This window comes from Pinibacter aurantiacus, from assembly GCF_019130065.1.
In the GTDB taxonomy this organism is placed as follows: domain Bacteria; phylum Bacteroidota; class Bacteroidia; order Chitinophagales; family Chitinophagaceae; genus Pinibacter; species Pinibacter aurantiacus.
The window spans coordinates 463049-485696 of the sequence record NZ_JAHSPG010000018.1 but is presented as its reverse complement, the minus strand read 5'-3'; the positions used below and the strand labels follow the sequence as shown (position 1 = coordinate 485696).

Genomic DNA, 22648 nt, shown 5'->3' with positions numbered 1-22648 from the left:
AAAAATCAAACCATCAATCGATCAGTTTTATATTATGTTCCTGCTCAGATACCAAAATGGAATGCGGCGTTGTAAATGCCGTCTCCTTCAACGATTTGGTTCCGTTGGGCAGTTTGTAGAAATCTTTCTCTTTTTCAACGTATTGGAACATTTCCACGTCGGTAACAAAATCTACGTAAGGTCGTTTGTCTATAAAGTTGGTGACGGATGACCTGTATACTTTCGATGAAAATGACAACATCTTAATGTCGTTGTTTGCCCATGGCGTAAGAAAACGAACTATGTCCGCATTAAGCTGCTTCAGATAAAATCCTTTGTCGACGCCCTTTCTGAACTTCACCTTACAAGTGATAAGTATCCTGTCAAGTTCTGGATTGATCACATGTATTTTCACAAATGGTGATGTACGTGCTGCAAGGAATTTCTTAATACTTGTCAGCAATACATAACTGGCTCTGGGAAACAGCAGGTCAACATTCGAAGTATCGTTGTTGCGCAGATCGCACACAGGTACAATTGTTACATGCCCCGCGGCAAAATTTCCGTTGTAATAATTGTTGAGGCATTTCACTTTGAACACTGCAGGAAAAGTAGCGAGTACAAGATGTTCATAATCCCACACAGTAAGTGCCCTTGCCTTATGCCGCAGCCGTTCGCTTACTCTTGCATAATATTCTTTGCCTTGCTCCGGCATTTTTCCATTAAATGAAGCAAGCGGTTGTACTACTTTTTTAATGGCCGCAACGGCATCCACCAGTTTGGTTATTTTCAGTGCAGGCAATGGCAATTCGTAATGAGAGGGATCATTTCCCTCATCCCTGAATGTTGCAGTTACGGCGTTAGGGGCAATGTTTAAAAGCATTGGAAAGGAAGCCGGGGCATCCTGTACCATCGCCGCTATCCAAAAGGTTCCGGGTTGATTGATCAGCGTATTCTCATTCGTTATTTTGTCTGGTACCGCAAATTCAATAATACCGGTGGTTTGCAGTCCGTATGTATTATCGGAAACGATGTCTTCATTTTTAAACGGAACCCAGTTGTTTGATGTGAGGTAATGCCACGAAATTCTTGGCGGATCGTTTTCGGTTTTTCTTGTGCCTTCTGCAAATTGAAACAACACAGAAATATTGTGATCTTTTACAAGGTCTTTAATGCCAATGAAAAACATACCCGCGGGAGCGAATGTAGAACTGCCTTTGTACACGCCATTCTGCGGAAAGATGTACGATCTTGCCGTTTTATTGTATTCTTCGTTATTATTCTCTTCAAAATAGGGCGCTGTTTCTACTACACCGAAAGGCGTTACCTGGTACATGCAATCTTTTGTTCTGTCGTAAGTGCTTTCAGCAACGTAGCTGATGGAAATAGAATTGATAAGCGGCGTGTATGGTGGTGGTGGCACTTCATTTGCCAGCAACAGCGCAGCTATCTTTTCAGCAATAATATCGTTGATTACTTCATTAGACTCAGAAAACTCTCTCTTAATAATCCTTTCCGTATCTGCGGGAGTTATGCTGCCACTTTTTCTCTGGCTGATAAGTTCGCCAGAAACTTTGGTTACCGTTTTTCCGATAGCGATATTTGTTTCGTTCATTATGAGTGCGACCAGTTCACTTTCTGATGGAAGAATGAAACTTGCTGTAGTTACAAGCTCTTCATTTATTGATTCCGCAACATCGCCCACTGTTTGCCTGTCACGATCGTGATGTACATCTCTGCTCACAAGACGCAGTCGCCTGCCGAGGTTCAATATTCTTTCAATTAGATTGTCATCGTTTACAATGCTCCGGTTGCCGGCGTCGGCTACAATCGTTGGTTGTTCTTCATCAGGTATTTCTTTTTTAAGAATCACATTGCTTCCATTGTGTTTTCTTATGATCAGGTTCAATGCTTTTACCAGCATGTTTCCTGCCTGCCCGTTATCAGGTATTTGATCAAAAATATCATAGACGGCCTTTAAAGAACCGTTCCTTTGATCCAGGTCTGCGGGAAGCAGGATCATGATTACAGAATCATGCAAATGCTTTTTTAATATTTTGCTATAGTTTTCAACGGATTTTTTATCGCTGCTTTTGCTCATGGCAGAAGATGTAATGAGCTGCGGATAAATGCTGTGGCCGAAGTCGGGGTACAGAAGCTTCATGCGGATGGTTCCTTCAGGCTTTGAAAAATCTGCTTTAGTAACATCAGTCGCTTCTTCGTTTCCTGGTTTGTCGAAATCAATTCTTATTACCCTGAACCTGGGTTCGAAACTGTCGACGTCAATGACAGGTGTTTCTGTAATGCGCGTCCAGCAGTTGTCTTTAAGTTGACTCAGCGCTACATTAAATTTGTTTGAGTTGTAAGGGGCAAAATAGTTATCGTAGTATGTTTTGAAGTTTGGCGGCAACATCCAGTCGATATTGATGGCCATTTTCTTTACCTGCTTTGCTTCCAGTTCGTCACTGCTAATGTAAAAAGAGGAACCAACTTTCGGTGTTCCTGTAAATGGATAGAACGGTTTTGAGCTGTTCAGTTCAGCTTCATGATTTTGAATAGCAACATTACGTACGCCGTTAAAACTTGCGCCCTGGTAATTGCCTACTTCCACCCTGATGCTAAACGATGTTGTTTTTATTTTTTGAAGAACGTTCAACTGCATCAACAGCGTATTGTAATAATCTTCATCCCCTTCGTTCAAAATGGGATATTGCAGCAGACATTGGAGCACGGGCGAATTGCTTTGAAATGTGTTGCCATGCACGGCCGCCACAAATGCTGCAATTGCTGATTGCTGCGCAATCGACACGGAGAAACTTAATACAAGGTTTAGCGGGCCCTCTGTTCTCAAATAGTTAATGGACACGCCATCTTGCTGTGCATTGCTGTCGAGCCATTTTTTTTCGCCTGTCAATAATAATCTAATAAGGCTTATATCAAACTCCTGCTCATCAATACTTTCTGATGTTTCAAAATTGATCGTAACCGTACGGTCGCCCTGTGATAAATATAGTTGAGGCGAAGCGATTGCGAAACCAATATCGGCGCGATAGTCATTTAAGTCTCCAAACGTATTCCAGGGTGCAGGCTCGAAAGTGCCACTGTCACTCTTTTGCAATTCATTTGTATAGATACCCTTGATTGCCGATTTATCATTGTCCTTTCCGTTTATTCCTGTCCGGTCTACCAGCATTGTCTTTATAGATGTGATGCTTGCTTTGCTTACCGTCACATCCTTATCAACGCTATACCATTGGTCCACATTCTTTTTATCCTTGCCTGCAGAAAGAAATGTTCCTTTGTCAATCTTGTAAGCATCAAATCCTTTAGCCATCTCAAAATAGACATAAGTCTTGTCGGAAACAGCATTGCCCTTTTGAATGCCCAGCATTTGGGAATAATAATAATCAAGATGCTTCCGGGGAAGGTTATTGAAGTCTTGCTGTAAAAACTCAAACATCTTCAAAAAAGCTACGAGCAATGCAATTTGCGGCGCGTGGCTTTTTTCTCCCTGTAGTATCTGTTTAAAATAATTGTTGGCATTAATGATCGTCGCATCCGTAACATAATAAAGCGTGTCAAAAATATCATTCAGTTTTATAACTGCATTAGCAGATCGTTCTGCTTCATCAGCGCCGTCGATAAATATATCTTTAGCAGCCGCTTCAAAATCTCTTTTGGTTCCCCAAATATCATCATCAATAAGTGTTGCAACCTGTTCCTGCAGCTCCCTTCCTTTTTTGTCGTTCCATCTTTGCAAAGATGTTACTGCATAAAAGTCCTGTGCTTTTTTGGAAAGATATGCATCAATAAAGATCTTAAGGTCGTTGTGAAGCAACTCATGCGCAATGATAAGCCCCAGCCACTCTTTAATTTTTTGAAAGCGCTGGTAAATGTATTGCGTAAGCTCAATTATCGCCTCTGCATTCTTATTCTCGTCATATTGTTTATATAACAGATCAAAAGCTTCGCGGATATGCTGCGCATTTTTAGAGGCTATTTTTGTAAGTATAAAGATTACATCCTTTTCAAAAAACATTTCCCAGCTATCGTTAAAGTCATTGCTGTTAGCAGGCATGAACCGGACATTGCTGTAATACTTTTGCGCATACAAAAGCAGGTTTGCAAGTGATCGGTCGTCCATAACCACGGAAGCAGGATCAAGATCAGCCAGATATCTTTCAATTCTTGCTGTTCCCTCCTGCTTTAAAATGTTCCTGTATTTTTTGAGGTCCGTCTTCACAGTTATTGATATAAATTGATCTTAGAGTTGAAGATTGGTCGCTTCTTTCAAATAGAAAGGATACACATAGTTGTACCGGTTGTTGGTCGCACTTACAGTGTAGTTCACTTTTATATGCAACAAGCCAAGCTCACTGGCTGCGGGTTCAATTTCTACAGAGTTAACCACCACTCTAGGTTCGTTAAACAGTATGGCATCATTCACAATCGACTCCATATAAGTGAGTGTGCTTTTGTTCATGGGCGAAAAAAGAAAAGTTGACAACTCTGACCCATAATCAGGATGCATCACTCTTTCACCTGTGTAGGTGGAAAACAAAATGTCAAGACTGTTTTGTATGTCTTCTTCTCCGGTGATCATCTCGACTCCGCCCGATGCTTCGTTGAACTCAACGGGAAACTTCCAACCGGTACCAATAAAATTGTGCAGAAATTCATCCATATATTATCCTCCTATGTTTACGGTCATACATCCAAGAATGATAACACCTCCATGCGCAGTCGCATCACCCACTCTGGCCGCTGGCCTGCCACCTATCATTACAGTTGACGAACCCATAATGATCGCATCCGGCGGGCCGGTGCATACAAGCATATCGCCCAATGTGGCCGCAGGCAATCCACCTATCAGTACAGTGGGACATCCCGGTGGCAATATCGGCCCACCCACATGTGGTACCAAGACTGTTACCATCGGGCAGGTATGCATGTCTGAGACTCTGGCTGCGAAAGGCATTTTGGGTAATTAATAATTAATAATTAGTAATTAATATGGCATTTTTCATTAACGGCAGCAGTATGTTACTGCTTAATGTTTATCGTTTCTATTAGCGGGGTCAATTATTAATTGTTAATTATTAATTATTAATTGATGTTCACAATCGATCCCTTCACCACCGTCACTCCCGACGACTGCAACTCTGCCGACGCACTCCCTTGTCCGCTGAACTTGGCTTGTGCCTTGCTTTCAACATTAATGCCTTGTATTTGAATATTACCTGACGATGCTTTCAGCGAAATGTCTTTACCACTTTCTATCTCAATGCCGCTTGATGACATCGTGATCTTGTTTCTGTTTTGATCGGCAATCACAATCTCTTTCTTGTCGTCATTTATGTCAATCATATTTCCTGCAGGCGTTTCAATATGAATGCTCTTCTTATCATCATTAAAAATGAATTTCATCTTGCTGCGTGTGATAAAACCTTTTTCATCATTTTTATCTGCGGCCTTTAATGGCGCAGGTTTCGCCGCGCTGTTAAGCATACCCAGCACAATGGGATAGCGGGGATCGTCGTTTACAAAGCCAACCAACACTTCATCGCCTATTTCCGGACGAAAGAAAGAACCGCGTTCCTTCCCGGCGTCCAGCGTTGCCACTCTTGCCCAAATGCTTTCCTGGCCATCCACCATCGGCAATTTTATTTTTATTTTGTCCTGGTTGTCAGGATCATTTTCAAGTTGTTGCACTACGCCAATCTGCAATCCATTTACGCCGGGGATCATACCGGAAGCAGGTCTTTCGATTACATCCGGCATTTTATAAAACCATTCGTCAGAAAGACCAAAATGCATTTCCGTTTCCCAAATGGATTTATCATAACTGTGTCTGATAGAAGTGATCAGCACATTGCCATTAAACCGTTTGCTGAATCCCGTCAATTTTACAAGCTGTCCGGGCTTAAGGTCATTTAATCCTTTCAGCTTGATGCGGCCCGTCACCTTTGCCATCCTGCTTTTCAGCAATTGCGCATTGCTCCATTCTTTCAACTCTTCATCGCCAATACTTCCTGCATGCACCAACTTATACTCTTTTATTTTAAGGGCATCCGCAATATCATTTGCTTTCACATTGCCTGTTTCTTTGAACTGAATGGACGCTTCATTCGATTCTACCACTTTCTGATCTTTATAGTTCCACGCATAACTTTTTACTTCATGCAGTTGCGAGCGGCCATTTATTTCACTTTCAAATTCTATCACATCCATGCCGTAAGCAATTTCTTTTTGAGCTTCACCAGAGGTGTCAGGTTTTTGCACAACCAATTTATTGTCGTCCGTTAATACAAGCATACCATTCATTTCTGCACGCGACAAAATGAAATCCCAGTTGGAGGAATTGTATTGCACCATTTCTTTAAAACTCACTTTGGTGCTCGCTATGTCAACGTCTTTGATTCCAGCCTTCTGTGCAACTGCCTGTATGATGTCTGCGTCTGACTTTTCCGTGAAGCATTGATTGTTCCTGCCTACGGATAAAAGGAAAGCCTTATCCTTTGCCTCTATTGTTAAGAATGACTTTTTGTTTTTTGAAGATTTAATAGAATGGTTAACGATTACACCTTTGAAAATTGTTTTCGCCTGCGTATGGTATCCCATTTGAATTTCTATTTCACTACCCGGTGTAAGCGAATCATCCGTACTACTAATTTTAAAATCCTGCTTTGCAGGATCTCCGTCGGAAATAACAATTTTCGCAGAGGCAATTTTATTGAATGCTTTAGCAGTTTCTATGGAAACAACTCCATATTCGCCGTTGAGCGCGTTTCCATTGGTAAGTATTTTAAAGTTTACCAGGTCGGTTGGCTGCGTTCTTGTTGATATGGCATTGTTATCACTCATTGTCGTCGTTCATTGGTGGTAAAACAAGTTTTGTTCCGGGTACAAGATTTCGAAAGCTGTTCAGCTTGTTTACTTTTGCTATTTGTATATAATAAGCTGGATCATCATAATAGGTGTTTGCAATCAAAGGCAAAGTATCGCCGTCGGTTACTGTTATGTATTTTGTGAGATCAGGCGACTCAAGCCTTGACTGCCGGCCATCGCGACCGGGGCCGATCCTTTCCAGGAAACTGCAGCTTACTTTGGCGCGCAGTGGTGCACCTTCGCCGTCAAATAAATTGTAAGTAATATTAAGTGCAGTAATAACACATTCAATGTAAAAAGTTCCCCATAAAATAGCGAGATAATTGGGCCTGTGAATTTCCCCATTTATTTTACTACCTGTGACTTCGCGCAACTTTTTTATTTTATTGCGCACATATTCATTCTTTGGATTGGTCTGCACATCTGAATCCTGTTCTTTGTAATTACTGTTCAACCCGACGCCAGTTCCGTCGATGGTGAACTCCACAGAAAATTCAAGCGGTGGAATTTTTTCAAATTGCGGATCGCCGCCGTTCTGCCCTTTGGTATCATTTTTCTTGTACTCAATTTTATTGTTTACCACAAATGTTGCGGGATTGAACATAACGGTAAAATGACCGATCTCCTGCTGACGCTTCGCGCCGGAAGGTTTTTCATAAGCGATTATCTTAAGACTTTGCTCGCCCATTATCTTTCATTTTTGTTCTTTAATATTTCGAGAATGATCTCGGTGCATTCACGGATGATCTCTTCTTTGTCTACTGCACTGCTTTGTGTTTGCGCACCTTTGGGATCTGCTTGTTGTTTGCCATTCTCAACAACATTTGCCTTTACCACCATCTCATTTATTTGTACAGGCATATGTTTTTATTTGCGTTGAAAAAATTGATAGGCTATTTCAATGGTTTCTACGACCAAAGAATTTTCCTGCGCCTTGAAATCTGATATCGCCCACTTTATGGGATAAGCCTGTGTAAACTCCCATGTTGATATGGTTTGATGATCTTCATTAAGAAGGTAGATGTAAATGAGTGTGGGGTCGAATATGAAATTTTCAATGGCGTCTTTAAACCACTTTATCAAATTAGAATCTGTCAGCATACCGCGTTTCAAGATGAGGTTGGGATATTTTGCTTTTACAGGAAGCTTGTATGAGAAGGCATTTATACCACCTACCTGCAGTTCTTCAATGGTGATCTCCGCACTTAGGCCGGAAACCTCCTGGAAGCGCAAATCCGTGCCGCCATTACCTTTCCCATTCACATCTACTTTAAAATGGAAACCAACAGGTGGATAATATGTTCCTGCCATTGTTGCTTAATTTTACCTCAACCTAAACCCTCTCCAAAGGAAAGGGCTTAGCGTTGCTGCTTTGTATGAAACTTTATCAATCGTTTTGAAGCACTATGCCTTCATGTGCAATTTCAATAGATTCGATTGCGACTTCATTACCGGACGCTTTCAAACCTGGGCCTTCTACCTTTACAGGGAAAGCATTGTGTGCCTTCCAAACCATTACCGGCTCATGGTTTTCGTTCATGAGGCTGATGGTAAGATCCCTTCGTTCTACGGTGTTCAGCTTAACGGTGTTGAGCCACTTGAAGAAATCATTGTCGCCTTTTGTTATCCCGCGTTTCAATGTGATGTTGTTAAATTTATGCAGCCCCGGCATTTTGATGGTGGAGTAATCCGGACTGTTGCCATCTCTATATTCGATCAATTGAACTTCTTGTGTAAGACCGGATGCTTCTGAGAATCCAACATTTTGACCGCCCCACTCAACTTTAAAATGGAAAACGGGAAGAGGATATGTTGCCATATTCTTAAGTTTATTTTAGTGGTTTGATGATTGTTTATGACACCTGCAATTTTTGTGAGAACTTCAATATGATGAATTCGGCAGGTCTTACTACAGCAAGTCCAATTTCAACGTTCATGCGTCCTTCAAGCACATCTACGGCAGTCATTGTTTGTCCGAGTCCAACACGAACGAAATATGCGTCATCTGGTTTTACGCCTGCAAGTGCACCATCTTTCCATTTCAGCAAAAGATAGTTTTCTATCATGGCGCGAACTTTTGTCCAGGTGTTAATATCGTTGGGTTCAAACACGGCCCAGTAAGTTGATTTTTTTACAGACTCTTCTACCATGTTAAAAAATCTGCGCACGTTGATGTAACGCCAGTCATTGCTATTACCGCTTAATGTTCTTGCACCCCACACTTTGGTTCCTTTACCAACAAATGCGCGGATCGCGTTGATTGATTTTCCGGCAGTCACGTCGATATTCAAACTGTCCTGGTCATCATCTGTTATTTTTACTACTGGCCCTGAAACATAGTTCAGTCCTACGTTTGCCGGCGCTTTCCACACACCTCTTGTGTTGTCAACATTTGCGTACACTCCGGCAATTGCTGCCGCAGGAGTAAGCACAATGCTGAGGTCCTTTATTTTTTGTCTGATCTTATTTTTTACATCACTAGTAAGTCCATCGAATTTTGCACCGCCCGCAATCGGTCCTGGTCCTGGTCTTGGTGCTCTGGCTGGTGCTGCAGGTGCTCCGCCCTCGGCGGCTGGAGCGGCAGCGGCTGCAGGTTCCGGGGCTGCAGGTGCAGCTGGCGCGCCTGCAGCTGCAGGCAATGCAGCAGGTACATCTCCTGACAAAGCAATATTTGCATCATCATATTCGTAAGTTATCGTTGTAGTATTCAGGTAAGGGTAATAAGCTGCTCCATATTTTGCATGATCATCATCAACGCCCACGCCCGCATTGCGAAACGCATCCGCAGAATCGCCCGGAGCATTCTTAACATCAACAACATCAATGATTGCAAATCTGTCTCCTAGCTTTTCTGCCTGTGCCAGCGAATCATTCATCAGTGAATAATAATCTTTTTGAGAGAGTATGAATGGAGCATCTGGAAAAACAAGCAATGTTGGTTCATCTTCTTTAGCAATCATACCCAGTGCTGCTGAATAAGCTGCAGGCGCTCCCGCAGCGTTGGCGCTGTCGTCATAAGAGCCCGTAGATACGATGTAGCAAGGCCCTCCACCATTTGCAAAGAATAATTGCATTGCGTAGTACATCACATTGGATGAAGGCTTGGAATTGGAGGCAGTGATAATGGTGTCGGTAACCGCACCTGTTTTTTCGTCTTTGACATTCTTAAAATCAATCTTAATATTTTTTTCTTTGTCGGCTCCTCCGAAGTAAAGCACATAGTCCATCATGGAAGTAATACGTTTGGGAACGTTCTTATCACCTGTTTTTGTAAAACCGATGAAGGCTGGTATGGCAGTTTCCACTTCTGCAACGGATGGTGGAAAGGAAGCAATTTCTTCTACATACACGCCGGGTGTTCTATACGTTGGCATATATAGTGTATTTTTAAATGATTAATTGTTGTAAGAAAATCTTGAGAGAAGATGTTTGTAAATGGCGCAATCAGGAGCTGTTGATCAGATTGCCGGTTTTTCTTTTACCGATCATATGATAGAGTTTAAGTGTCGTTACAGATAAGTGTCCGGATAAAAAACTGCCTACAGCGCATTCAAAAGAATAATAGCCACAATACATCTACGTTGTATTATGTTAATGCGCTGAATAAAACTTTATATTTTTTCGAGGGGAACGGTGGTATCCGGGGTAGTCGAAATTTAAAAACAAGCAGGTAACATGTTCGATTAAATTTCACCAACAAGTTTTCATGATAAACCCAGGCAGGATTTATAATAGAGAGCTTTGCAAGTTTGCAATTTTTTTAGTCAAATGCAAGTATGTTGAAAATTAAATATCTGCGAAGGCTTAAGATCACTGGGTTTTAGGAGCGTACTTGCCAATTACTCTCGCTCGCACTTGAGGCTATAGTTGTATTGTGGTCATGAGTTTCGCCGCAGAATCCTAATATTTGCTAAGGCCCCTTGCTTCCATTCTTTGCCGCATTTTTTCTACAGATAGTAATTCTTTAGTAACTAGTCTAAGTACGTCGTCATATTGCTGGTCTGCTGCTTCGCTAACATCCGATGATGAAGGTAGTGGACTGGTTTCGCCCCTACGCTCTCCGTTAGTTTTTGAACAGCCTCTCTCTACGAAACCATGTTCATCTTTTATCGCCTTATTGGTTCTACTGATTGCGGTTTGTTTAGCTTCCTTAAAAGGTGCCAAAACACTTTGCAAAATATTTGAACCTTCTGACAAGGCACTGCGATCGCCTGCCTGATACCGGACTCTCTGTATGTTGAACTGTTCTGAAATGTTCAAAGATCGAAGAGCCCGTTTAAATTGTCCACTAACGATGTTGTCCGCCGGAGTCTTAATTCTGGCAGCTTTATAGTAAATCATTATTGTTGTTTGCTGGTTGTCTTCGGACCATCCTCTTTCAGGAAGATACAAAGCCAACGCTTGCCACAACGTCTTGCCCGTTGCGAAAGGCAACACATGTTCTGATTCGAGCCACAATAATTTTTCGCCTTTTCTTAAACTTGAACCTTGTTTCCCATGCTTCGATATGTTTCCGATATTCGGTGCCTTCTTTCCAGATTCGAAACAACGTCGTTTTGACCTAGGTACAGATCCTGCAACAGTTCGGGCACTTGCAGTGTATACAAACTCTACTGTATCTCCTGCTTCTATGGCAGTAAACGAACTGAAAACAGCATGTCTTTTCTTAACTGTATGGGCTACTGTTTCCGCATCTTCTATAGATATTTTTCCGTCCTTCATATACTTTTCCTGTTCACTGTGCATCGTTGCAATTCCTTCATTGATCTTCACTTGCTTTTCCGGCCCATACTCTTCTTTGCCTTTTTCTTTAGGTGTTGGTTTAAACACACCTCCTATTTTCTTCACCAGTGCTGCTCCCTTCTGTATAACCCAATCAATGCCTTTGTCAACCTTAGTGCGAATGCGATTTACAATATCTCTTACTTTAGCAGCAATATCATTGAGATGAAGCAATGCCGCAAGGAAACCAATAATTACTGAAACCGATTTTGCGAATGCATTTTCAATTTTGTTGGCAGCACCTCCTATTGAACCGGAAGCGATGTCTATCACTGCACCCAAAATACTATCGAGTAACTCTAGAATGCGATCTTTAAATCTTACCAGCATCATCAGGAAGTCGTAGATAGCCATGCAAACTTTTACAAATGCACCAATCGGATTAAGCAGGCTGAGCACAAACACGATAGCTGCTTCTATAACTTTTGTCTGAATGAAGGATTTGATGGCATCCCAAACGATGTCTTTCAGGTCAGTAAGTTTTTCGTAAATCATGTCCCATAGCACACCGAGTCCTTCGTTGTACACACGATACAATATGCCACCTGCAGTCTCCATTGCTTCCACTGTTTTCGCACCGAGTAATGCAACGGCCCGTTCCTTCAAGTGTTGTTTTGAAATGCCCAACACTTGTAATACCAATGTGAAGATGGCCATGACATCAAATTTCTGCGGCAGTTCAATGCCTGCAATGCCAAGGTTGATTGATAGCCATTCCATCAACCCTTTTTCAAGGTAATCGAGGAATTTGTTTTTAAACTGATCAAGTCCTTGTTTGAATGCCTTACCAACATTGTCAAAGAAGCCACCCGGATTGCTGAGTATGGTGCCGATAATGGAAGCGAGCCGTGATAGTATGGAGGTAAATAAGTTGGTTAGATCTTTGATTACCTGCCAAACTTTTTTCAAGAAGCCGATGGCTTTATCAACGAGCCCTTTGTTGGCCTCTTTCATTTCTTCTATGCGGTCATCCAATTTCTTAACGTTGTCGACATATTTTTTTGAGAGCCCTTCTATGAGTTGCTCACGCTTATCATTTACACTTTGTTCAAGGTTGTCGAATTTATCCTGTATATTTTCTGCCGCTTCTTTGCCCACATCAGCAAGGTCTTTCGGCAGTTTCTTCACGTAGTCGTCAATCGATTTCTTGCCGTCTTTAATCGCCTGTTTTGCTTCATTGAGTTTGGCCGTAACGAGGCTCGCTACTTTTGAAATAACGAGATCCATTTTATTCAAATACATTTGCCGTCCTTGTGTATAGAAAGCATTAACTGCGTCTGGCATTCCAAACAGCTTATCTTTTGCCCAGCGAAGACCGCCCCAGAATCCGGAGTAGCGCTTGCGTTTATAAGCGGTCATTTTTTCATCCACATAGTTTTCAAATTGCTGTCTTGCCGCCTCTGCGCCTTCATCGAAAATCTTGTTGGCTTCTGTGTCGGCTTCAGTCAGTGACTTGTTTACTTTTTCTTCTGCGATCTTATATTTTTCTTCTATGTCCTTTGCAACATTGGTTCTTCTTTCTTCATCGTTTTTCTTGCCTGTTTGCTGATGCTGCACCACAGATTCGAAATTCTTTCCCCTGGCTGTGTTCATTGCCACCACAGATTTTACGGCATCCGCCTGGGCGCCATCTTTTGCTTCTTTAAGCATACCCGCTTCATCTTTCTTATACTGCACGGGTCGCTGCAAAGCGTCTTTTTGTGCGCCTTTCTTTTCTGCCAGCGCTGCGTTGAATGATGGTTCATTGCTTTTTGCCAACTGTTCTTCCGTTACGTTGTTGGCTTTCATTTCGTCATCAAGTGATTTACTTTGTTGCTGCAGCGATATTTCGTTGAGTAGTTTTGGTTTAGGGGCAGCTTCCGGTGCACCAACGCCTGCAGGCATTGCACCTTTTAATGTTGGCGCCAATGGAACGGGATGCTTGTTGTCTGCTTCATTTACCTGCAATGGTTTTGCAGTTGCTTTTGCAACAGGTCCGGTTGTTTGTTCTTTTTCATGGGCAACCTTTTCGCCCATTGCATTTTTGACATCCCCAACTTTATTGTGGTCCTTAAACTCCGTAGCGTCTTCAAGTGTATTCGGAGTTGCTTCTTCTATTTTCTTTAGCAAGTCGGCTTTGAACCCAGCTTCATCAAAAGGCAGGTCCTTCTTGCCAGCATCATCAATGGTGTCGGTTTTTCTATTCTTCGCTTTGCTATCGGCTTCGTTAGGCACAGCCACTGCAGCCTTTTGCGCATCTGCGGCTTTCGCCTCGGCGGGTACATGTGACTTCTGATTTCGTGCCGCGGCTTTTGTTTTGTCAACTACTTTATGAAATGCAGCATCTTCCTGCGGTATGGCCGGTGACTTACCTGGCTTTGGTTTTACCAGCTTGAATGCGGGGCCATCTCCTTGTGCAGGTTTGCGTTTTCCTTTCTTCTTACCACCTGCATCTTTTCCCTTTCCCCCTTTCTTTTCTTTTCCGGCTGGCCCTTTCTTTTTATCTTTTGTTTTGGTTGGCTCTTCTTTTTTAGCGGCACTTTTCTTCGCAGCAGCTGCATTCTTTTTCGCACTTGCAATAGCAGCGTTGATCATTCCCATCATATCGGGTTGACCCATCGACCGTTGTTTCAAAGAATCGGCAACTTGCTTTACCAGTACAGAGGCGCCCTCTTCGCTGTCTGCTGAATACTTTGATGGATCAAGGAAAATATGTTTTCCCTGCGCAAAAGCCGCGACGTTGTGCGAGCGGCAAATCGCCATGGCTTCCATGTCGTTGTGCGTGCGGATGTCACTCACATCTACATGATAGCTGTCGTCAAAATAGTCTCTTGCTTCTGAAGGCAACATGCTGCCGCCGTTGATATCTGAAAGGTTGGTATCAAAAAATGATCGTCGTGATATAGTGTTTGTTGCAGGGCTCGCTCCTTGTTGAATGGTGTGCGTCAATTCATGAGCAAGTAACAAACTTCCGTCAGCAGAATGAGGGGAATACTGCTGCTTGTTAAAATAAATATCACTGCCGTGTGCAAATGCTTTTGCCTGCACATGTGTACACATCTGTTCCGCACCGGCATTGTTGTGAACGCTTACGTTGCTGAAGTCTGCGCCAAAACGATTCTCCATAAACATGCGGGTATTGTCCGGCATTTTGCTTCCGGTTCCCTTTGATGCGGCTAATTGGTTTTCAAACTGTATCGAGCTTTGCGGCGGGTCCCTGCCTGAACGCTGAATGGTTGATGCGTGATATAATGAGGTCGGTTTTGTTTGTATGGTATTTGCTTCACTCGCAACATTTCTGACGTCACGCTTGCTGTCTATGTGTTTTTCTTCCTCACGGGAAACGGTTTCCAGTTTTGCATGAAGTTCCTTTTCCTCTTTGCGTGACAGGCTTTCATCATTGTTGCGATCGCTATTGTTCCCGGCAAAAGGAGAAGCCATAACATGAACATTGTCTTGCGAACGCATTACTTTATCGGCTACAGCATCTGCCTCTTTTTCTTGTGGATCATCCGGATGGCTAACGTTTAGTTTTGCCTGCACCGGTTTTCCAAAAAAAGTTGAAGCGTCCTTCGTTCCGAAAAATGCATCGTCACCTGCCTTCCTGAAGAAAGTAGTTCCGGCCTCTTTCTGTTGCACAGCCGTTACATTTCTTGTTGTTTTTTCCGCAGATGAAAACATGAACTTTTTATTTTTTTGGAACGCCCGCATGAATGACTTCAGTCGGGCAGGCAGATCTTTATGATTGTGATGATCTTTTATGACTTAGCATTTATTTTAAATCATGACAACCATGATAATCATGACAATCTGCGTTCTCTCTCACATAGATTTTTCTTCTTTTCGCAACTCTTTCTTTACGCCATTCAACAGGTCCTCATGGTACAGTGTTTTATCGTCCCGGCTCAAAGCCTTTAGCGCTGCATATTGCACGATATTGAGAATAGATGCGCCGCTGATCTCATGCGCTTCAGAAAGCTGTTTGAGATTGATGTTGTCATTCAGCTTTATTGAAACAGGCAAAGATTGCTTCCACAACCTTAAGCGCTCCTGCGCATTGGGCATGGGGAAATGAACGATCGAGTGAAAGCGTCGCAGAAATGCATCATCCATATTGGCTTTGTAATTAGAAGCAAGTATGAGCAGTCCGGAAAAATCTTCCACACGCTGTAACAGGAACGCCACTTCCTGGTTGGCATATTTGTCGTGCGAACTTTGCACGTTGGTACGTTTGCCAAACAATGCATCTGCTTCATCGAAAAATAAAATCCAATCCTTGTGTTCTGCCCTGTCGAATATTTTGCCAAGATTTTTTTCTGTTTCGCCAATATATTTTGATACGATCTGCGAAAGATCGACGCGATACACATCCTTGTCAAACTCTTTGCCCATCAGTGCTGCAGTAAGTGTTTTACCGGTTCCGGGAGGGCCGTGAAACAAAACCCTGTAACCTGTATTTATTTTTCGAGACAGATTTGGATCCGCGTCCAGTTCATGGTGATGTTTGAACCATCGTTTAATGTCTTCGATCTGTTCGGTTGTGAACGGATGCAGCACAAGATCATCCCATGTCATTTTTGTGGACACCAGCTTCGCGGGAAAATCCGGGCTGAACCTGGGTTTTATCTCTGTTCCTGTCAAAAGGAAATTGACCCATTCAGGTGATAGAATAATTCTTCCGCTCATCAGCGGCTCACCTTCTCTTACCTGTTCCAGCCAAATGATGTCGTTTTGGTAAAAGAAATGTTCCTCTTCAAAGAGGGTTTGCACGGCCAGTCTTTTTTCCATATCCTGTCCGCCAATAATGAACTGTGCCGTTTCCCCGGTTGGCAACATGCCACGGTGATTGGTTCCTTTAACGCCTCCAAACTCAGGAAAATCGCCACCTGCGGGTAGATGTTCTGCTATAATCGATTCAAAAAAATTAGGGTGTATGTGCGGCACGAGCGCCAACACGAGTATGATCCATTCTGCTTCTGTTTTAAGTTGGGGAACGTGACTTGTTACATCTTTCAGCAGCAGGTTTCCTTTGAATGTTTCTCTGATCCATTTTTCGAAATGGAAATGTTGCTGTGAAAAATGCGCTTCCATACGTCGCACAATTATTTGCTGCAGGTTGTTCATTGCAGTTTCTAATGCATGTGAGGAAGTTGATGCTCTGTCTGCGTTGTATAACATTGTTTCGTATTTGGATTAAGCACTGATGTTGCTATTCATCGCAATCACAGGGAATGGTTGCATTGAACGGATCAAGCGCATTGCTTCGTGCATTTGATGCGTCCATACGCTTCGTATTTATATCATCATGGATGGCTTGCACATAACTATCCAATTCGCTTCGGCAGCCTGTAAACTTGTAAGGCGTTCTTATTACACCATTGTAAGTATTGAACGCGGCAACATGCTGCTGTTCGTGCCTTTTTAATGTTGTATTGATAAAACGGCCAACGGCTCTCGATTCACAATCTGATAATCCGTCGGGAACATTGGGTAAAGAGATAACAGGATTCGCCTTAAATACAGAAACTACTACTCCACTAACAGTAATGCAGTCTGGAGGTTCGCAGGTTTCACATTTTGTGGAAGCTTTGGGTGTACCTGTGGCACTAAATGAATCTGTGTAGTTGGCGTCTGTTTGTCCCTGCACATTTACACCGGCGCAACCGAAGGAAGTTTTGTTCTTCGAATTTGCTGCCTGCCCTGTTATCACAATGGAAGGCATATCAGTTTCTTTTTCTTTTTCCGTGTTGTCGGTCACGCGTTTCAATACATTGGTGTCTTTATCCTGTTGCTGTATCACATGGGTAAGTTCGTGTGCCAGCAATCTTTTCCCTTCGGCTGACTCAGGATTGTAATGACCTTTGCCAAACACAATATTGTTGCCGGTGGCAAAAGCTTTCGCGTTGATGTTCTTTGCAGATAGTTCTGCTTCCATGTCTGTATGTATTCGCACATCGCTGAAATCGCGACCCATTTTTTCGCCAAAGAAATGTAATGCATGATCGGGCATCTTCTGTCCTTTGCCCTCCAGAGAATGTATGTAGGTGTTTGTGGATGCAAGATTGCCACTTGCTGTACCGGCCTCTTTCTTTGCAACTGTTTTGTCTTCTTCCTTCTTCTCTTCTGACTTCTGTACTTTTTCTTCTTCTTTATGTTCTGCAGCTTTTTGCACTTTTTCCTCTTCCTTATGTTCTGCCTGGCGCTGCACATTTTCTTCTTTTTTGTCTTCCTGTTTTTGAATCTTTTCTTCTTTCTTTTCGTCTGCCATGCGCTTCACGTTCTTTTCTTCCTGTTCGCAATGTGCACACTTGCGCTGAATGGCGAGGTTCGGCTTAAAGAAATTATCATGCACTGGTGCACCAAAAAATGTTTGCTCCTGCAAATGATCTTTCTTAAACATTTGCTGCTCCTTTGTAGCGGAAGTGCTACGACGGTAGCGGCGGGAATATGTTGATTTCATAAAAAGAAGTTTTTGTTTAGTCGAAATTTTTTATCCTTCTTCAAATGCGAGATCGCCAAGTTTATTCGATCCTTTTGGAGAAAGCACAACAGCACTTTCAAAGTCGTCACCTACAATTCTGTCGAATGGAACACCACTCTTCTTTCCATTAGCCTCTTTTGTAAGAACCTGCAAATTGGACTCTTGCAGCAATGATGCTTTTCTATCATTGTCTCCTTTATTCTTTTCACTAGCATTCCAAAATACGCCTAACGAATCCTTGTGGTCGGCTTCATACTCAAACTTGCTGAAATCTCTTGCATGGTCATACAGCGTGATTGGAGGAGCCCAACTTGGTATGTATTCGGTATCTTTAAAATTCTTCCATTCTGATATAGCGCTCGATTCGTTACCAGGATTAGTTTTGTCATCAAATAATTTTTTAAGCTCGAAACATTTTTTACTTCTGTTGCTTACATCTTTTGCCCTGGTTTTCTTGCTTAATTCCTTCCATTCATTAGCAGCTGTTTTGTCGTAAAGATTTTTACGAATGTTAAAGCCGCTTGGTATTTTTCTTTTTTTAGGTGCACTTATTAAATCGTGTATGCCTTCTACTTTGTATTTTTCCAGCGGGCGAAGGGAGCTTATGATAGCAGTTATCTTTGGTTTAACAAATCCCGAAAAATCAATAACCTTCACAGTATTAACATAGGTTTCGTAATCGCTTCTTAACGACTTCACTTTTACTAAAGCTGGATTTAAATACTTCATAATGTCGTTCTTCTCTTTTTGATCTCTTGTGGAATCATTTCCAACACTTGCTATTGCTTTTGAAATCCTCGCCTCAAGAGGTAGATCTTCATTGCTTGCCATCGTAACAATGAACTGATTGTTTTTAACTGATGTGGTTATCTTGTGCCCTTCTGAACCTATCGAAAAATCTTCAACATAATTCTGATCTTTGCCGAGGTCTTTCTTTGGATCATCCTCACCACCTTTTCCCATAATCTTATCTATCACTTTAAACGCCGTATCTACCGCTTTGTTTACCAACCATGTCAAAGCTTTATCCACCATGTCCCTTACCTTTTCAATCATCTCACCTACTTTCTTACCTACGCCGCTTAAGCCGATCTGGTTTGCCAGGAATCCAATCACTACCGGTACGCCTCTTGCCAGTGTGCCTTCAAGGAAGGTCGCGGCTTGTTTGGTATTGCCGTTTGCTATTTCTACTGTTCCTTCTACAAAACTGTTCACTATCTCCAGCATCTGTTTCAGGTATTTGATGAATGATTGAATGGCTTTGTATAAAGCGATCGCACTGTTCACAACGGCCATGATACCTGTAGGATCCAGCATGCTCAATAGTTTCGTTACCATCTTGTTGACGATCTGTTCCATGATCCAGTTCTTGATGGCGTCAAGTACAGTGTCCCACAAGTTGTTCAGCTTTTCAACAATCTTATCCCAAATGGCTGCCATTCCTCGTTCCTGTACATCTTTGATGAATGTCCAAATGCCTTCCAGTTTATTAATCATGCCACGAATCTTCGCCACTCTTGCAGGTCCTATCCTCGGATGTTTCGCCAGCTTGTCCCAAATCTTTTCCATTGAAATGCCCAGCAGGTCAAGTACCCATCCAATGATCGTTTTCAGGCTGAAGTCTGCAGGTGCTTTTACATTCGCATCTTTCAATTCACTCATCAGCCATCCTGTAAGCCCGGCCAGCAAGTGTTTCAGAATGTTATCAAAGAACTTCATGAAGCCTTCCTTAATGGCACGGAGCAGATTTTTCAGGAAGCCGATGGGGTCTGCTTTTATTTTCTCGAATGCCTGCATTGCTTTCGCAATGATGTTGTTGATAAGATCAAATGGGAACTGCATGATGATCAATATCACTTCCACTACGATCTTTACGATCTCAACAACAAATGCTATCAGTCTTGCAATGGGTTCTCCGAATTTTGCCAATATGCGCTGGAACGCAGCAATTGGGTTGGCAAGATCTTTTATGCTAAATGAGTTCCACAAGTCGATGAACAATTGAATAATTGCCTGCGGCGTCATGTTCAACTTCTTCACTGCGGCATTTATCTTTTGTTCTGCTTTCGCAATAGCACCGGATTCTTTCATTTGGTTGAACTGTTCTTCGCCTCCATCCATCAGGCTCATGAAGCCATGAATGATGTTCTCAACAGTTCTCGGCACCACTGCATCGGTGAATGGGTCTTTGCCAATGATCACGGTGACCATCGTATAGCCTTTTACTGTTTTTGCCCAGGTAGAAAGACGGACCATCAGCACCTCTTTGATGAACTTCAGTATTTCCGCTCCTACACGTTTTACAAAATCCCATACTTTTTTTATCGGCCCTGCAAACTCGTTGTATATTTTGCTGAAGGTTCCTATAGGGTCCATCAGACTCTGAATCGTAATGACGTTCCAGATGTTATGGAATGCGTTCACTATTTCCTGGTAGGCAGAACTAAATATGGCTATGCCTTCATCTATAAAATTGGCAACCTTTTTAAAGGTGCCTGTTTCCTGCATTTGCTTCCGTTGTTCCCTGCCTTCATCTCCGCCAAGTTCCAGCAATGCATTCAGTATGTTGGTTCCGTTTCTTGCCACTTCTTTTTCTGTTATCGGGTCCTTACCTAAAATAACAGTGAGTAACGGATAAGCCGTTGTTTGTGTTTTTATGAAATCAACGATCTTATCCAGCAGAAAATCTTTTATCATTTTCAAAAGCTCCTTTGCTGAGCTAATCGCAAAATCAACAACGCTTTTAATAAAGCCGAACACTATGTTTGCACCGCGTTTCAGCACTTCTAGCGGCGACGTAATGTCTGTTGCTTCTATGCCATGCAGGAAGGCTGAAATAGCCGCCTTCAATCCTTCTACTTTTTCTTTTACAAAGGCAATCTTTCCATCAATCCATTTTGCCGCATCATCCAGCTTGTGTATTTCATCCAGTTTTCTATAGAGCAGTTCGCCGCCGGGTACGATATCAAAACATGCTTCTATAAAATTGCGTCCGTTAAATGCTATGCTTTCCCCGGTTATAGGATCTTCTCCCAGCACTACACGCAATGCTTTATAGCCTGGAATATGCAGGGCAACCTGTTGTGCTTTTCTTTTCACGCAGGCTATGTCGATGCCTTCGGAGATCGACAAGCATTCACTCAAAGGTCCAGCGTAGCCAAGTGCGTCGTCAACAGGAGAACGCTGTATTTTTTCTTCGCTTCTTTGCACTGCGAGTGGTGGCCCCCGCTCCGACGCTGTGCCTGTTGCCGTGTCGTTAATGTTGTTATGAATGTCAAAATTGTTATTCTGATAAGCAGTTTGAAGTTTACAATCAACACATTTCTTGTCCGCGTGTGTTTCGTCGCTGCAGTGGCATTTTTTTCTGTCAATTGCAGAGTCGTATTTCAGTTGCAGTGAGGGATAAATCGTGCTTTCCTTTCCTTCTTCTTTTTGATGTTCCTCTTCTTTTGGCTGTAATTTTTCCGGAGAAATTATTTCTGTTTTTGTGGCAACAATATTGTTTTGCACAGGCGGGTTATCTGTTGATATTTTTGTCTGAACAGCATTTTCAGCAATAGATTTTTTGTCGACATGTTCCGTATCTTCTTTCCTGGCTATTTCAGTTGCGTGAGATTCATTTTTGGATGGTTCAATTTCGCTTGCCGTACTTTCTTTTGCAGCAGTTTTGTTACTAACGGTTGTGTTGCTTTTACTGGCGCCTTGTTGGATGGTGTGTGTAAGTTCGTGCGCCAGCAAAGTGCCGCCGCCATTGGAGTGTGGGGAGAACTGATCCTTGTTGAAATAGATGTCATTGCCGTGGGCAAAAGCTTTGGCATTCACACTACTGGTGAGCTGTGTGGCTGTTTGGTCCGTGTGTACACGAACGCCGCTAAAGTCGGCATTGAAGCGACTTTCCATGAATTGTTTTGTGTCGTCAGGCAAAGCACTACCGTTTCCTTTGGAAGATGATAATGTTTGCTCAAACGGTATGGAAGACGCAGGCGGGCCCCGGCCACTTTGCTGTATCACATCCGAATGATATAGAGAAATTACATTGTCTGTCGTTTGATTGCTACCTGCAGAAATATTGACCGGCGCTGCTTCAGAAGCCTGGGCTTTCGCGTGCACAACAGTTTCGAGCTTTGCGTGCAGTTTTTCTTCACCCGCGGCTTTGCAGTAGATCTTGCTTATGACAGGCGCTTCGTGTTTTGCATGCACTTCCTCTTCTTCCTTTCGTTGAAGCGCATCCTGTTTTTGCCCGGGCGCTTTTACTGGTTCATGCATGCGCATTACTTTGTCGGCCACAGCATCGGCTTCTTTTTCATGCGGATCATCTGGTGTGCTTACTGTAAGTTTTGCCTGTATTGGTTTATTGAAAAAAGTGGGAGGTTCTTTTGTTCCAAAAAAACTTTCTTCTCCAGCCTTTCTAAAAAAGGTGTTGCTTCCTGCTTTGGCTTGCAAAAGAGGAGCACTGGAAGTAGTTTTATTGGTGTAAGAGAACATGCTGTTTAAGTTGCCGTTTTTTACCACAGAGTTACGGAGGTTTTTTTCACAGAG

13 protein-coding genes are annotated in these 22648 nt (G+C 42.6%); all 13 read right to left on the bottom strand.

The window, feature by feature from the left end; translation table 11 throughout:
* Positions 1–13 precede the first annotated feature (13 nt).
* Positions 14–4222: a baseplate J/gp47 family protein gene (locus KTO63_RS25495; RefSeq protein ID WP_217795025.1), complete on the bottom strand. Its 4209-nt coding sequence runs from the start codon at positions 4220–4222 to the stop codon at positions 14–16.
* A 21-nt stretch (positions 4223–4243) separates the two neighbouring features.
* A complete protein-coding gene (locus tag KTO63_RS25490; protein WP_217795023.1) occupies positions 4244–4663 on the bottom strand; it encodes a GPW/gp25 family protein in 420 nt (139 codons plus the stop codon).
* 3 nt (positions 4664–4666) lie between these two features.
* The gene (locus KTO63_RS25485; RefSeq protein WP_217795021.1) at positions 4667–4957 is read right to left on the bottom strand and encodes a PAAR domain-containing protein; all 291 of its coding nucleotides are present in this window, start codon (positions 4955–4957) and stop codon (positions 4667–4669) included.
* Between the two features lie 128 nt (positions 4958–5085).
* Positions 5086–6843, bottom strand: a complete 1758-nt coding sequence (gene vgrG, locus KTO63_RS25480) for a type VI secretion system tip protein VgrG (protein ID WP_217795019.1) — start codon at positions 6841–6843, stop codon at positions 5086–5088.
* On the bottom strand, positions 6836–7555 hold the full coding sequence (locus tag KTO63_RS25475; protein ID WP_217795017.1) for a CIS tube protein: 720 nt from the start codon (positions 7553–7555) through the stop codon (positions 6836–6838). The genes vgrG and KTO63_RS25475 overlap by 8 nt, the downstream gene beginning before the upstream one ends.
* A complete protein-coding gene (locus tag KTO63_RS25470; protein WP_217795015.1) occupies positions 7555–7728 on the bottom strand; it encodes a DUF5908 family protein in 174 nt (57 codons plus the stop codon). The genes KTO63_RS25475 and KTO63_RS25470 overlap by 1 nt, the downstream gene beginning before the upstream one ends.
* Before the next feature lie 6 nt (positions 7729–7734).
* Positions 7735–8178, bottom strand: a complete 444-nt coding sequence (locus KTO63_RS25465) for a phage tail protein (protein ID WP_217795013.1) — start codon at positions 8176–8178, stop codon at positions 7735–7737.
* Positions 8179–8254: 76 nt separating this feature from the next.
* A complete protein-coding gene (locus KTO63_RS25460) occupies positions 8255–8686 on the bottom strand; it encodes a phage tail protein (protein WP_217795011.1) in 432 nt (143 codons plus the stop codon).
* 34 nt (positions 8687–8720) lie between these two features.
* The gene (locus tag KTO63_RS25455) at positions 8721–10241 is read right to left on the bottom strand and encodes a phage tail sheath family protein (protein WP_232373336.1); all 1521 of its coding nucleotides are present in this window, start codon (positions 10239–10241) and stop codon (positions 8721–8723) included.
* Positions 10242–10767: 526 nt separating this feature from the next.
* Entirely contained in the window at positions 10768–15309 is a 4542-nt protein-coding gene (locus tag KTO63_RS25450) for an eCIS core domain-containing protein (protein ID WP_217795009.1), read from the bottom strand.
* 141 nt (positions 15310–15450) lie between these two features.
* Entirely contained in the window at positions 15451–16806 is a 1356-nt protein-coding gene (locus tag KTO63_RS25445; RefSeq protein ID WP_217795007.1) for an ATP-binding protein, read from the bottom strand.
* A gap of 31 nt (positions 16807–16837) precedes the next feature.
* Positions 16838–18088 carry an eCIS core domain-containing protein gene (locus KTO63_RS25440; RefSeq protein ID WP_217795005.1) on the bottom strand — a complete coding sequence of 417 codons (1251 nt, stop codon included), beginning with the start codon at positions 18086–18088 and terminating at the stop codon, positions 16838–16840.
* A 30-nt stretch (positions 18089–18118) separates the two neighbouring features.
* Entirely contained in the window at positions 18119–22621 is a 4503-nt protein-coding gene (locus KTO63_RS25435; protein WP_217795003.1) for an eCIS core domain-containing protein, read from the bottom strand.
* Positions 22622–22648: the final 27 nt, after the last annotated feature.